Source organism: Lysinibacillus sp. NPDC096212 (assembly GCF_044763105.1).
In the GTDB taxonomy this organism is placed as follows: Bacteria; Bacillota; Bacilli; order Bacillales_A; family Planococcaceae; genus Lysinibacillus.
Map to the genome: position 1 here is coordinate 51290 of NZ_JBIWFQ010000034.1, position 12804 is coordinate 64093.

Genomic DNA, 12804 nt, shown 5'->3' on the forward strand with positions numbered 1-12804 from the left:
ATTCAGTATTCCGATTTGTACTTCGCAAAAAAAGGAAATAACAAAAACAAAAACAAAAAAACACCAGATAAAATCATTATCGAAAAAGTATAAGAAATGGAAGACGATAATTGAGTTAATATGATAAAGCCAAGTAACCACAATGGTAGAACTGATAACAAAGACAATATAATTCTTGAAAAGAATATTATCCTATGCTCCGTACCACATTGATTGCATTGAATAGGACTGTATGCTAAAAAAAGAGATTTTATGATTTTGCTCCATTTAAATTGAGTATTGCATTTATCGCATTTCTGTAAACTCATATATTCATCTCCTCCTATGCAAGAATCATTGCAACTATGAAAGATACTCAAAAATCTTCAAGTAAAGTACCCAGTTAGTCTAGTAATTTCTATCCGAAATTCCTATCCAAAAACAGAAGAAAATAACTGCCTGCACAAAGATAAAGTGCAACTTGAGTTATGACATAGATCGAAGATTCAAGCAAAGTTAATTTTCTTTCTCTCCTAATTTTCTTAAAGTGTCTATAGTAATAGACTGAACATAGGAGTAATATTATTCCTGATACTTGGGTTATATTTTCCAATACACTAACCAAAAAATCATCTCCTCGCAATAAATCTCCTGAGAATAGTTGTATCCTTCTTATCTGCTCTGCTGTTAATTGGAGAAGAAAAAGATTGGATCTACTTTGTAAACCCCCAATAGTTTAGCAACTCGCTTTACGCATCCTAATTTTTTAATTGTTTGGTGTTTATAAAAAATGCTGTTCCTATTATAAATATGCCTAAACAAACGAACATACAATCCCTGAATAATCATCATCAAATATTGTTGTGATAACCAAAATAATAAACATAATTAGTACAAGGGTTACATATAAGCCTTAATGTATTTCATAAGTTATACCTTCGCCTTAATAGCAGTTCTTATTAAAACACAAAAACGCCCGCACTTATTCAACTAAACTGCCTGGAAATTTTGCAATTACACTTTAATAAAGAATCCATTTGAAGGATATTCCGCAAGAGAAAAGAAAAGTAAATACGAGTTGTTAATTTGGTCTAAGGCAACTTATTTTTATGCTCTAAATTTATTTAGTATTGGTAAAAAAGGTTGTTGTAGACCCACTCGATATTCGTCTGATATCATAGTTGAGTATTAATTGAATGAAGTAGGTTAAGGGTATTTGAGGAGAATTTCTTCCCTCAGTTTTTTAGTTTTAAAACTCTTAATCGGAGGAGAAATAAATGGTTAGTGAAAGAGAACAAATTAGCAAAAAAGTTGCATGGATTGCACTTGTATCCAACCTAATTCTAATGATAGGTAAAATCTTCTTTGGCCTTTTTGGAAGTAGTGAGGCTGTATTTGCAGACGGCATCCACTCTGGGGCAGATGTAGTAGCTTCGATTGCTGTGCTAGCGGTTGTAGGTATCTCTAATAAACCACCTGATAAGGATCATCCCTTTGGGCATGGTAAGGCAGAGGTGATTAGTGAAGCGATCGTTGGAATTATTTTAATATTAGTTTCACTATATATATTCGTAGAAGCAATTTTAGCATTTTTTGATAAACCCGGTGTACCACAGTACAGTGCATTGATTGTAGCTATAATTTCTTACATAGCAAAAGAAATATTATATAGATACTCCATAAAACAGGGGAAAAAGTGGAATAGTAAGGCTATAATAGCGATTGCTTATGATCATAAAGGTGATATTATTGCTTCCCTTGCAGCATTTATAGGAGTCCTTTTAGCGATTATAGGAAATGCAATTGGATGGACATATTTGTTATACGCGGACGCAATCGCAAGTGCTTTAGTAGCTTATTTTATTTTTAGAATCGCAATGGAATTAGTTAAACCTTCTGTTGATATTTTAATGGAAAAAAGCGTGGATCAGTATCTTTTAGACAGTTATGAAGCGACTATTCATGAATTTTATCAAGTAAAACGAATAGACAAAATCCGTGCAAGAGAACACGGTCACTATAAGATTCTAGACGTTCGTCTTTCACTTAATCATGATTTAACAATTAAACAAGGCCATGATATAGCTCGTGATATAAAAAATGAAATATTAAATAAATACCCCGATGTAGGGGAAGTCCTTATTCATGTAAATCCTTACTATATAGAATAGAACTTAATCAAAAGAAACTTACAAAAAACCTCACTTTCTTCAATGAAGTGAGGCTTTTTTGTGAATAAAGATAAATTCTAAATTATTTAAAGTTGTATTGACTAGGATAAAAGGTAGAAAAGGGCTTGTGTGTATTGATTTATGATACCGTTACTACCGTCTTGCCTGAATTAAGGTAAACCAATCATTTCCATTATACTTTCCGGAAACTCTATATATTGGCTGATAGAAGTCTTTCGTATCGTACATATATGAAAGCTCGATTAATTCTATTTCAAGTTGATCTCCTTGTTTTATAACAAGATCTTCCTCATTCACCAGTGCATTATATTTTATTTGGGGAAATTCCCCATTTTTTATTCGCTCATACACTTCCGCAGGAGACAGTATGTTCACTTCTCGTTTAAATTGATTCTTATGTAAATTATATGCTAATGAAGAAACACTGCCATCTTGTTTAAGATCAAGCATTATATCTCCTGTCCAATAATCAGTATTTAAATAAGTACTATCCTGAAGATTCCATTCAAATTCTCCAGTATCCAATACCGTCATTTCAGCATCTTGAGGTAGTATGGCAAATTCGTCCATCATTGCCTTTGCCTTATCAACCATTGACTCTTTCCCTGAAAAAGAAGTTTGCCCTGGCGTATTATTATTCTCTTTTAATGACCAGTCTCCCTCTGAACCTATAAACAACGTGTATTGGGACCCTGCTTTGTTTTCCAATAGAATCTCACGATCACCTCTATAGACATGTTCATTCAACTTTGATAATCCTAATTTCTGTTGCAATAGGGCTTCAACTCCATCATTTTTAATGGTTTTCCTATATACTGGGGCAACTGTAGGTAATGAGCTTAATTCCAGTGAAGTTGATACATGCACATCTGACATATTCGATTTTGTATAGGCGTTTATCGCTAGATGACCAAACTCCTGTTGGGCGTAGACAATATTCATCCCAACAAAAATCAAACCCATCAATAGAGGTATGGCAAGGTTTCCGATTAGACTTTTTATTTTCACTTTTTTGTGATGCGCAACGGAAGCCCCTAGTCTGTATAACTGGTATCCAATAATACCACCAAGTGAGTTGTTCATTAAATCATCAAGCTCAAAAATCCCAGCTCCTGAAAGTGTCTGATACGTTTCTATAGATAATGTAGCACTTATAACTACAAGAAGAAGCCACTTAAATTTTTTGAATTTAGAGTTCAATAAAGGTAAAAAAACACCTAGCGGAACAAACATTAAGATATTAAAAATACAATTTTGAAGATCACGTAAAGAGTATTTTTTCCACGCATCAATATAACCACTAAACGGCTGAAGGTTCATCTGCAGGTAATGGGAAGTGCCACGATCAAAAATAGTTAACTCAAACACAAAAATAATATACCCGATAAAGATTGCACCAAGAACAAGCTTCTTTATATGAATCTGTTTTTTTCGATTTGACGGCTGTTTTCTATAATAAAAGAAATAATATAGTGCGATAAGTATAAACTCTATTCCAATAATCATTAATACCGGCAACATAAAATACCGAACATTACTAAAAATTTCTGTCATTCCCAAGATGAGACTCTCCTAACTTATTTATTTTGATATTTTGCGTTCTACAAGAAAAAGAGACCATTTTATATTTCATTACTATTAATTCCTTTGGCTTAATTTTAGGTAATATTGTCGACCTTTGTTATTGTAAATGGAAATTATTAATAATTAGGTAGGTTATTTATGAAGAATTTCTTAAGAACTTGCTATGCTTTGGACATTTGGGGAAGTGGTAGAAAAAGAATAACCACTCTAAATTCACGGAGGGAGCGACTATCACTGCAAGCAGTATCAGCTGCAAAGTGCTATAAATAATCTGTTTGCGGAAGGTATGAAGTATATCCTGTACAAATTCATATTCGAACGGTTGAACAATTTATTGGTCATATCTGGTTGTTTGCATATTGACAAAAAAAGTTAAGGCGTGGTTTAATTTAATTATTAAATAATTATTTAAATGTTTAAATCGTATAAGAAAGGGAGGTGATAATATGACGTTAAATCTTACATTCAAAGCACTCTCCGACCCAACCCGACGCAAAATTCTTGATCTACTCATGGATAAGGATTTAACGGCTGGGGAAATTGCCGATCATTTTCAGATGACAAAGCCTGCAATCTCTCATCATCTTAGCTTGCTCAAGCAAGGTGGATTGGTATGGGACGAAAGGCAAGGGCAGCATGTTGTTTACTCCATCAATACGTCTGTATTACAGGAAGTAATGAAGTGGTTTATGCAATTCAATAAAAGCAAGGGAAAGGGAGAGGAAAATTTATGAAAAAGTATTTGTTTTCGTTGTTAATTTTCATTATAGCTGTGATAGCAAGTATATGGAGCTACCCACAGCTTCCTGAAAATATTATTTCCGCTTCAAAGTATCAAAGTGATTCTAACGCTACTCCCAGAGAGTTTATTGTAAGCATGATTCCCGTAATGATGATTCTTGTGTTTGTCTGCATGGCATTGATACAGAGGCTTGGATTGAATAAAAAAAGCCCGCGCTCTGTTGAACCGGTTAATGCGATTCTGAACGGCGTTATTCTTATCCTTCTGCCAGTTCACGGTCTGGTATTGGCCTATGGCATGGGTAATCCTTTTAACGTGGATATTATTGCTCCTCTAGTTACAGGTGCTGTGTTCATTGTGATTGGTAATTTTATTCCGAGAATGAGAGGGAATATAGGCTCCAGCCTGGCTACTTCCGTATACGATACCAATACTGGGATCGAAATTCGTAAGTCTCACCTTTTCATGGGTCGGGTATATGTAGCAGGCGGCTTCATCATGCTGGTTAGCACACTCGTGCCTGGCGGCGCCTCTTTACCGGTCTTTATTACTCTGTTGCTGCTTACTGTAATGATCTCTCTCATTGGGTATTACAAGTTGCTACGGGGATAAAGAAACCTGCTCTGTGATTATGTAAAAAGATCATGCCTTGAGTTATTTTAAAGTGTACCCTGCAGAGTAGACACAAAAAAAAGTCTACCTGCAGGGTATATTTTTGTATGAATTAGAAACACAACTAGAGGAATACAATTGGGAATGGAAAGCTATGAGGAGAAAGATTAATGCCTCATTAGGTCGGTCAACAAGATTGGTTTTAAAGTTCATTCTCTTTTTATTGAGTACATTCCGCTTTAAGTTGTAACTATTCAGTAAAGGACACGCCATAAATAAAAGGTAGCGTATGATTCCCAGTTTTTCCATGGCAACGATATTTCTAAGATTTCTTCTTTTGTAGGCTTTCGGTTCAAATTACGTAATATTTTTATCGAATTAATAAGACCCACATCATCGATAGGAAAAGCTGTCTGGAACCTGAGGCAGCGCATTAGAACATAATTGGCTGTCCAAGGACCGATTCCTCGTATTTTAATCAAGTTTTTTTCAGCATCTTTAAAGTTCATTGTCATTAATTTTTCCTTTGATAATTCTCCACTTGCCATTAATTTGGCGATTCCAATGATATATTCACTTTTCTTTACAGTCATTTTAATATGTGCTAGGTCGGGAGGTGTTAACTGTGCAATTCGTTCGTACGATGGGAACACCCAATACTTTTTGCCATTCCATTCGATAGAATCGCCAAATCCTTCTACAAATTGCTTCTTTAAGGAGTACGCGAAGGCTAAGTTAATTTGTTGCCCTAAAACTCCCCAACATAAAGCTTCAAATAAATCAGGAATGCCGACAACTCGCAATCCATAAAATTTTCGGGCAGGCATTTTAAGTAAGGGGTCTGCTTTGGCCATTTCATAAAACGGCGTTAAATCGTTATCAAGATCAAACCACTCATGAATATATTTTACAATCGCTTCCCGTTGCCACTTTTCAATAGGTCTAGAATCATTTAGGAATTGAACAACCATTTGTTTATTATTGATTACGCTTACCTGTACTAAAGAACGAATTTCCCCAATTGCTATAACTTTTGTAATGATATCGTTCTCTATTTCATACATGCATTCATTTTTTTCCCTTGTTAGATAGCCAAGGTTTGCATTCATGTCGAAAGTATCAGGTAATGTAATGACAATATCATCATTGATTTCATGCCATGTCATTTTTTCGTTCTCCTAACCTTATTATGATTTTCTAATGTAATTTTACTTTATCACATAATAATCTCTACTAATTTTGTTATCTTGCTATTACATTCTAAACACCTTATTTTTTTCTATTTATGAGGTTATAGTGTTAGTTATCAAGAATGCTAAATAGGAGTGGATAAAGATGGTCCAAGATATAAAAACACGTGTCGAAAACTTAAATTGGGATTCCATTCAAAATGAATTAGATGAGCAAGGATTTGCAAAGCTTCCAGCGATTTTAACAAAAGAGGAATGTGAATTCTTCATAGAATCGTATTGTGAGGAAGAGTCATACAGAACGACCATCAATATGACGAGATATCGCTTTGGGAATGGAGAGTACAAATATTTTTCCTATCCATTACCTGAAATCATCCAACGTTTAAGAGAGTCCTTCTATTTAGAATTGGCCAAAACAGCCAATCGATGGTTAGGTTATTTAAAGAAAACCGAACAGTTTCCAGATCATCTTCAAGATTTTCTGAACACCTGTGAAGAATATGAACAAACTAGACCGACACCTTTAATATTAAAGTATGAAACAGGCGGGTTTAATTGTTTGCATCAAGATTTATATGGCGATATATTTTTCCCGTTTCAAGTAGTATTTGTATTAAATCAACGGGATAAAGATTTTTGTGGTGGAGAATCTCTATTAGTGGAACAAATTCCTCGTGCTCAGAGTAGGGGACATGTCATTACTTTGGAACAAGGCAGTGCGCTGGTCTTTCCTACGAACCATAGACCTGTTCTAGGGAAAAAAGGATATTATAAAAATACGGTTCGTCACGGAGTAAGCACGATTACTTCTGGAGAACGATACGGTCTTGGAATCATTTTTCACGATTCTAAATAAAGTGAAACTTTGATCAGTGGGGGGTCTCTTCATCCCCCACTGATCATTAGTTAAACCAATCGGGCTTTTACGGGCTGTTCATCTCCCACCTAAACTTCTCCGATTTCTCTATGTTTTGAGGTGGGAGTCTTACAGCCCGTTAATGCGGGATAAAAATTAAACTTCAATATCTTGCTATTTCATACCCAGAATTGTACATTCTGAATTCATAGGAAGTATATTGTAAGGAGAGGTGAGATAAATGCCGGATAGTATCAATAACGGACATATAGAGAGACATGATTATCGAATTTCAAATGATGTAGAAATGATAACAGATGAAAAGTGGCAAGCAATACTAAATAATGATGCAGCGTACAATAATCAATTTTTCTACGCTGTAAAGTCGACAGGGATATTTTGTAAACCATCCTGTAAATCCCGCGTTCCGAAAAAAGAAAATGTATGTATTTTTTCAAACGCAGAACAAGCCCTCCGCGCAAATTTTCGCCCTTGTAAACGTTGCAAGCCCACTAATGAAAATCTGCCTGATAGCGAGTGGGTTAATTTAATTACTGAATACATTGATAAAAATTTCACAGAAAAATTAACGCTAGAATCGTTAGCAACTATTTGTCACGGGAGTCCGTATCATATGCATCGAACATTTAAAAAGATTAAAGGTATTACGCCGGTTGAATATATACAACAAGTTAGAGTACACGCGGCTAAAAAGTATTTGATTCAGACAAATAAAGCGATTGGAGATATCGCCATATGTGTAGGTATAGCTAACGCGCCATATTTTATTACTTTATTTAAAAAGAAAACTGGACAGACACCAGCACAATTTCGTCAAATGAGTAAAATGGAGGAAAAGTACAATGGAAACAAAGAATAAACCAACCCTTTATTGGTCTTTACTAAAGTTTAAGGATTGGAATTTTTATATTGCTTCAACTTCAAAGGGGCTTGTGTTTGTAGGTTCACAGAACAAACCATTCGAGGAATTGTTCGAATGGGCTAAGAAACGCTTTCCAGGAAGTCCTCTTGTTGAAGATGATAAAAAGCTTGAACCCTATGTCGTTGAAATCACTCAGTATCTAGAAGGAGAACGGAAAGCTTTTACTGTTCCATTTGAGTACGTAGGTTCGCAATTTCAGCTAGCAGTCTGGAATGCACTTTGTGAAATTCCTTATGGACAGATGAAATCCTATTCCGACATTGCAAATGATATAAATAAACCAGCAGCTGTTCGTGCTGTAGGAGCGGCTATTGGGGCTAATCCGGTATTAATTACTATACCGTGCCATCGTGTAATAGGAAAGAATGGCTCATTAACTGGCTATCGGGGAGGTTTAGAAATGAAGACACGGCTACTGGATCTAGAAAAGCGAGCTTCATCTAGCAATGGGTAATTATTGACGCACAATGAATGGAGGTTCCGTCATGAACAGTGAAATATTCTATAAAAATCCGAAAACCATTTTGAATAAAGGGACTGGCTTTCTTTCCGGATATACTCATTCACTAAATCCTTATACAGGCTGTTCATTTGGGTGTTCCTATTGTTATGTACGTGAAATGCCTGTATCTCTTTTTCGAGAAGGAGAATGGGGAAATTGGGTCGATGTTAAAAACGGAGCTGCAAATTTATTAAAAAAGGAGCTCCATCGCGCCAAAAACAAAGGGAATGTAACTATTTTTATGTCATCAAGTACTGACCCGTATCAACCAATAGAGCATAAGGAAAAAGTGACGCGATCTTTACTAGAAGTTATGGTAGAAAATCCCCCTGACTTCCTATTTGTACAGACGAGAAGCCCACTCGTAAGTCGAGATATCGATTTGCTGCAACATTTTAAAGATAAAGTTCGGGTAAGTATGACAGTAGAGACCGATAGAGAAGATATTCGCAAGCATTTTACGCCCTATGCTCCGCCTATTCCAGCAAGGCTTAAAACACTCCAACTGCTTGCTGAATTCGGTATTCCTACACAGGTTGCCATCGCACCCGTTTTACCAAGTAGCGAGAGATTTGCAGAAATATTGCGTCCCTTAGTTAACCGAGTATGTATCGACGATTATTTTATGGGGGACGGCAGTGGTGGTAAACGCACACACAAGATGGGCTTACAAGCGTTATATAGAAATCTGGAAATGGAAGAATGGTATCATCCATCCGTCTATCAAATGGTTTATAAACGAATGCGGCAGTATTTTTCGGAAGATGAACTTTTTATTAGCCAGAAGGGTTTCGAACCCTAGCGTTATAAATAGTAATTTTGGTATGAGGGGGAATTGAAGTGATATATATAATTAGAGACAATCGATGACAAAAATCCAGACACAAGGTAATTAACGAACTATCGCGTGTGAAACTAATATAATCGAAAGACGGGCTACACCCTGCATAGGCTTTCTCGTTCGGAAAATCTGTAATAATATAGCCATTATTTAAGTAAAGATGCCGTGGGGGATCCTCATGAAACGATTAAAGTATTAATGACGCACTTTTTAAGAAACTTCAACTAGGAACCTTCAACAAGCTTAAATTATCCTTAGCTACCACAGTTAACAACTATTCATTATCAACCTAAATTATCCCACGCATTTTAACGGTTACGATTATTTTCATAAGAGCTAACTACCCGTAATTGGGTAATTAGCTCTTATTTAAAGGGAATAAATCAATATAATCGAAAAGAATCAATTGCTTTCTTTTTCTGTTCGTACTCAACATGTGAATAGACTTGCGTTGATGTAATACTTTCATGGCCGAGTAATTCTTGTAGCATTCGTAAATCAACGTATTCTTTATTTTGGTGTAATATCAATGTTGCACAAGTATGCCTTAAGTGATGTAGCGTGAAGCGAGTAGGTGGGAGGTCTACCTTTTTCGACGCATCTTTAAAGATAACATGTAAACCCCGCGGATCTAATGCTTGACGATATTTATTTAGGAAAACAGGTTCTGATATGCTCTTAAAGAAGCTTTATAGAATACCAGAAGCGGGATGAAGGGGCAATATACATTCTTTTTCCCTTTTCCATCAATTCGAATCGTTTCATTAACCCAATCAACTTGTTCCCAGGTTAATGAAACTAGTTCAGATCGTCTCAGACCTGTTGCTGCTAACAATTTAAACATTAAGAAAAACGTGATTAGTTGCGTTCTAAATAGTTAAATAGCTGTTGTAGATCCATCAAGGTCATATAGATTGCAAGTCGAAAAGTATAGATAGTATGGGTAGTTGACGAAGCATTCTTTCACACAATAATTTCAGTATACATAATATAAATATCTTGGTCATAACCTTCTAATTTTCGGATGGTTTCGTTCAAAAGGGGGATTATTCGATTATAATGTGCTACTACATTAGCAAACATTGTGTTAACTTTCTGTTTTGAGATTTTAAATGAGGTATGCATGACATATAAATAAAGAAATGTAGTTATTCAGTACATTTAAATCTATCTGAAATATAAATTTTTACGGTAAGTAGAACGAAAGAGAACATTCAGTTGACCTTATTGCAAAGCTGCTTTTCATACAGCATAGAGCCAGTAATAGTACTTATTTCTCCCATCTGGAAGGGTGATGGCCAATTATGAATAGACATTCTTTTGGAGTAGACATTAAGAAAATTATATTGCTCGTTGGATGTCTTGTAATAATGATGATACTTGGTGCTTGTACAAATGAAAAAACAAGTCAGTCAGAATTTAAAAAACAATATTTTGAAGGAAAAAGTGATAATTGGTATGTAAAAATGGTAAGCGAAATGGATAGCAACAGGCGTTATATTATTTCTTATATTGGGGAAGAGAATAAACCATTAAATTTTAAATATGAAATATATGAATCTTCACACAACCCAACATTTGGCGATGGCGAATATAAAAACCAAGAGGAATTTGAAATTCATGTAAACTGCGGTGGACCGTGTGATGCCCTTCCTAATAGCGTACCTATTCAAATTAAATGGGAAGGAGAAGAAGAAAAAGTAGTAATTCGTAATAAAAAATAGAATGTTGTCGGTAACATCATTCGATCCTGATTTTTTTGAATTATTTAGTAAACATTACATCAAATCTCGGCAAAAACACAAGTTGGACTAATCTACCAATCTGATGGAGGAAATATCTACAAGTGTATGTACAACTGCATTATCAGTATTTAATTGACCCTAAGTTAATTCAACAAGCTCCGAACGCCGCATACCTGTAGTTGCTAGCAACTAATCATAGCCATATTCCTAGGTGCTAAACGCCTTCAGCTCGCTCTAAATTAGCTCATAATGATTCCTACTATCGCTAAACAAGTAGATGGCCATTCGAATGATGTTACATTTGCTAGGTCTATGATTAAAATAGCAATCATGTGAACATTTAAAATAGTAAAGCCAATGATATTTTTTTCTTAAACTTATACTAAATTCCCTCCAAATATGTACTCCAATGCAATTGAGGTGGTTTTGCTTATTCGTATAAACCTTGACGGAAAAAGAGTATCCCAAGGAAAAGCTGTGGTCGTCTTTTCCTTGGGATTTTGTATATGTTAATGGCGCAAGAAGTGAATATTAATGAAACTAATATGGGGTGGGGAAGCCATTATCAATTACGCCAAGGCGAAATTGATAAACTTAAATCATCTTTTTCAGAACTGAATATAAAAACTCAGCATCTTTTCCTACTCCACAAATAAGTGCTGATCCTCTTTGATGTTGCCACGGTAATCCTATATAATATAACCCTTGTATTGGACTTACACCTCTTTTATGAAGAGGAAAACCTTTTGCATCTGAAACTCCCTCTATGTCTATCCATTTGTAGTCAGGAACAAATCCTGTTGACCAAATAATATTTTGCACGTTTTTTTTGCTATGATCGCTAAAAGTTATCTCTCTTCCTTGTGTTTGTATGACTCTTGGTTTAATATTAATTTTTTCTTTACGAATCAGATGCTTTAATTCAAGGCTAAAAATAGGATCACTTTGTTTTCGGAACCATGATCCGCGCCTTGTATCAGTTCCTGCATATAAGAGACCAATCTTTTCTAACCAGTAAAAAATGCTTTTGCCTATAATACTAAGTGGTAAAAGTTTAAATGAATGGCTAATAGCAATGGTTACTTCACGATTTTCTGCGAGTTCAGTCGCAATTTGCGTACCAGAATTTCCTCCTCCAATCACTAGAACTGGACCATCTGGAATCATCTCCGGTGATTGATACTGGGAAGAATGAATTTGAAACACCTCTTGTGAAAGACTTTGGGAAATTGAAGGAATGAACGGTTTCTGAAAAGCACCAGATGCGATAATAACATGTTTGGAATGAAATATCCCCTTATCAGTAGTGACTTCAAATGTATTCTTTATTTTTTGTACTTTATGTACAGTTGTCTCCATTTTCACCGGTAACAAAAAACGGTTAGCATATGCTTCAAGATAATCCGCGATTTCATCTTTTGTAGGCAATACGTTTTTATCTCCTTCTAATTTCATCCCTGGCAGTGAACTATACGATTTAGGTGTAAACAGGACCAAGGAATCATACCTTTTTCTCCATGAATAAACTGTACCCTATAAGATAGACACTTTGAAAAAAGTCTATCCTATAGGGTACTTTTGTTTATAATGAGAAAAAAGATGTCGGAGCGGAATA

At 35.3% G+C, this 12804-nt stretch carries 13 protein-coding genes and 1 pseudogene; 8 read left to right on the forward strand and 6 right to left on the reverse strand.

Features of this window, described 5'->3' with window-relative positions:
- Nucleotides 1–2: 2 nt before the first annotated feature.
- A complete protein-coding gene (locus ACIQ7T_RS24285; protein WP_402874283.1) occupies nt 3–308 on the reverse strand; it encodes a TIGR04104 family putative zinc finger protein in 306 nt (101 codons plus the stop codon).
- Between the two features lie 948 nt (nt 309–1256).
- On the opposite strand from ACIQ7T_RS24285, the gene ACIQ7T_RS24290 reads away from it, so the two are divergent.
- Nucleotides 1257–2150, forward strand: coding sequence for a cation diffusion facilitator family transporter (locus ACIQ7T_RS24290; protein WP_370076351.1), 894 nt, complete (start codon nt 1257–1259; stop codon nt 2148–2150).
- A gap of 153 nt (nt 2151–2303) precedes the next feature.
- On the opposite strand, the gene ACIQ7T_RS24295 is transcribed toward ACIQ7T_RS24290, so the two are convergent.
- Nucleotides 2304–3725, reverse strand: a complete 1422-nt coding sequence (locus ACIQ7T_RS24295; protein ID WP_370076661.1) for a VanZ family protein — start codon at nt 3723–3725, stop codon at nt 2304–2306.
- Between the two features lie 476 nt (nt 3726–4201).
- Here ACIQ7T_RS24295 and ACIQ7T_RS24300 point away from each other — a divergent pair, with 476 nt between their 5' ends.
- Both ACIQ7T_RS24300 and ACIQ7T_RS24305 read left to right on the forward strand, forming a co-directional pair.
- Complete coding sequence (locus ACIQ7T_RS24300; protein WP_370076355.1) at nt 4202–4489, forward strand: autorepressor SdpR family transcription factor; 288 nt, start codon at nt 4202–4204, stop codon at nt 4487–4489.
- Nucleotides 4486–5109, forward strand: coding sequence for an SdpI family protein (locus ACIQ7T_RS24305; RefSeq protein WP_370076357.1), 624 nt, complete (start codon nt 4486–4488; stop codon nt 5107–5109). The genes ACIQ7T_RS24300 and ACIQ7T_RS24305 overlap by 4 nt, the downstream gene beginning before the upstream one ends.
- Nucleotides 5110–5363: 254 nt before the next feature.
- Here the strand turns inward: ACIQ7T_RS24305 and ACIQ7T_RS24310 are convergent, their stop codons facing one another.
- Nucleotides 5364–6275 carry a DNA glycosylase gene (locus ACIQ7T_RS24310; protein ID WP_370076359.1) on the reverse strand — a complete coding sequence of 304 codons (912 nt, stop codon included), beginning with the start codon at nt 6273–6275 and terminating at the stop codon, nt 5364–5366.
- 169 nt (nt 6276–6444) lie between these two features.
- Here ACIQ7T_RS24310 and ACIQ7T_RS24315 point away from each other — a divergent pair, with 169 nt between their 5' ends.
- The 4 genes from ACIQ7T_RS24315 to ACIQ7T_RS24330 all read left to right on the forward strand — a co-directional run bounded on the left by ACIQ7T_RS24315 (nt 6445) and on the right by ACIQ7T_RS24330 (nt 9405).
- On the forward strand, nt 6445–7158 hold the full coding sequence (locus ACIQ7T_RS24315) for a 2OG-Fe(II) oxygenase (RefSeq protein ID WP_370076361.1): 714 nt from the start codon (nt 6445–6447) through the stop codon (nt 7156–7158).
- A gap of 241 nt (nt 7159–7399) precedes the next feature.
- Nucleotides 7400–8038 (forward strand): bifunctional transcriptional activator/DNA repair enzyme AdaA, encoded by a 639-nt coding sequence (locus tag ACIQ7T_RS24320; protein ID WP_370076363.1) that lies wholly within the window; start codon nt 7400–7402, stop codon nt 8036–8038.
- The gene (gene adaB, locus ACIQ7T_RS24325; RefSeq protein WP_370076365.1) at nt 8022–8555 is read left to right on the forward strand and encodes a methylated-DNA--[protein]-cysteine S-methyltransferase; all 534 of its coding nucleotides are present in this window, start codon (nt 8022–8024) and stop codon (nt 8553–8555) included. The genes ACIQ7T_RS24320 and adaB overlap by 17 nt, the downstream gene beginning before the upstream one ends.
- Before the next feature lie 31 nt (nt 8556–8586).
- The gene (locus ACIQ7T_RS24330; protein WP_402874289.1) at nt 8587–9405 is read left to right on the forward strand and encodes an SPL family radical SAM protein; all 819 of its coding nucleotides are present in this window, start codon (nt 8587–8589) and stop codon (nt 9403–9405) included.
- Between the two features lie 422 nt (nt 9406–9827).
- Here the strand turns inward: ACIQ7T_RS24330 and ACIQ7T_RS24335 are convergent, their stop codons facing one another.
- Both ACIQ7T_RS24335 and ACIQ7T_RS24340 read right to left on the reverse strand, forming a co-directional pair.
- A complete protein-coding gene (locus ACIQ7T_RS24335; protein ID WP_402874296.1) occupies nt 9828–10118 on the reverse strand; it encodes a tyrosine-type recombinase/integrase in 291 nt (96 codons plus the stop codon).
- Nucleotides 10097–10288 (reverse strand): tyrosine-type recombinase/integrase, encoded by a 192-nt coding sequence (locus ACIQ7T_RS24340; RefSeq protein WP_370076371.1) that lies wholly within the window; start codon nt 10286–10288, stop codon nt 10097–10099. Before ACIQ7T_RS24340 ends, ACIQ7T_RS24335 begins: the two co-directional genes overlap by 22 nt.
- Nucleotides 10289–10748: 460 nt before the next feature.
- Between ACIQ7T_RS24340 and ACIQ7T_RS24345 the strand changes: the two genes are divergently transcribed.
- Complete coding sequence (locus tag ACIQ7T_RS24345; RefSeq protein ID WP_402874293.1) at nt 10749–11168, forward strand: hypothetical protein; 420 nt, start codon at nt 10749–10751, stop codon at nt 11166–11168.
- A gap of 615 nt (nt 11169–11783) precedes the next feature.
- Here the strand turns inward: ACIQ7T_RS24345 and ACIQ7T_RS24350 are convergent.
- Nucleotides 11784–12710, reverse strand: a pseudogene (locus ACIQ7T_RS24350) (flavin-containing monooxygenase); the annotation flags it as partial.
- Between the last annotated feature and the right edge of the window lie 94 nt (nt 12711–12804).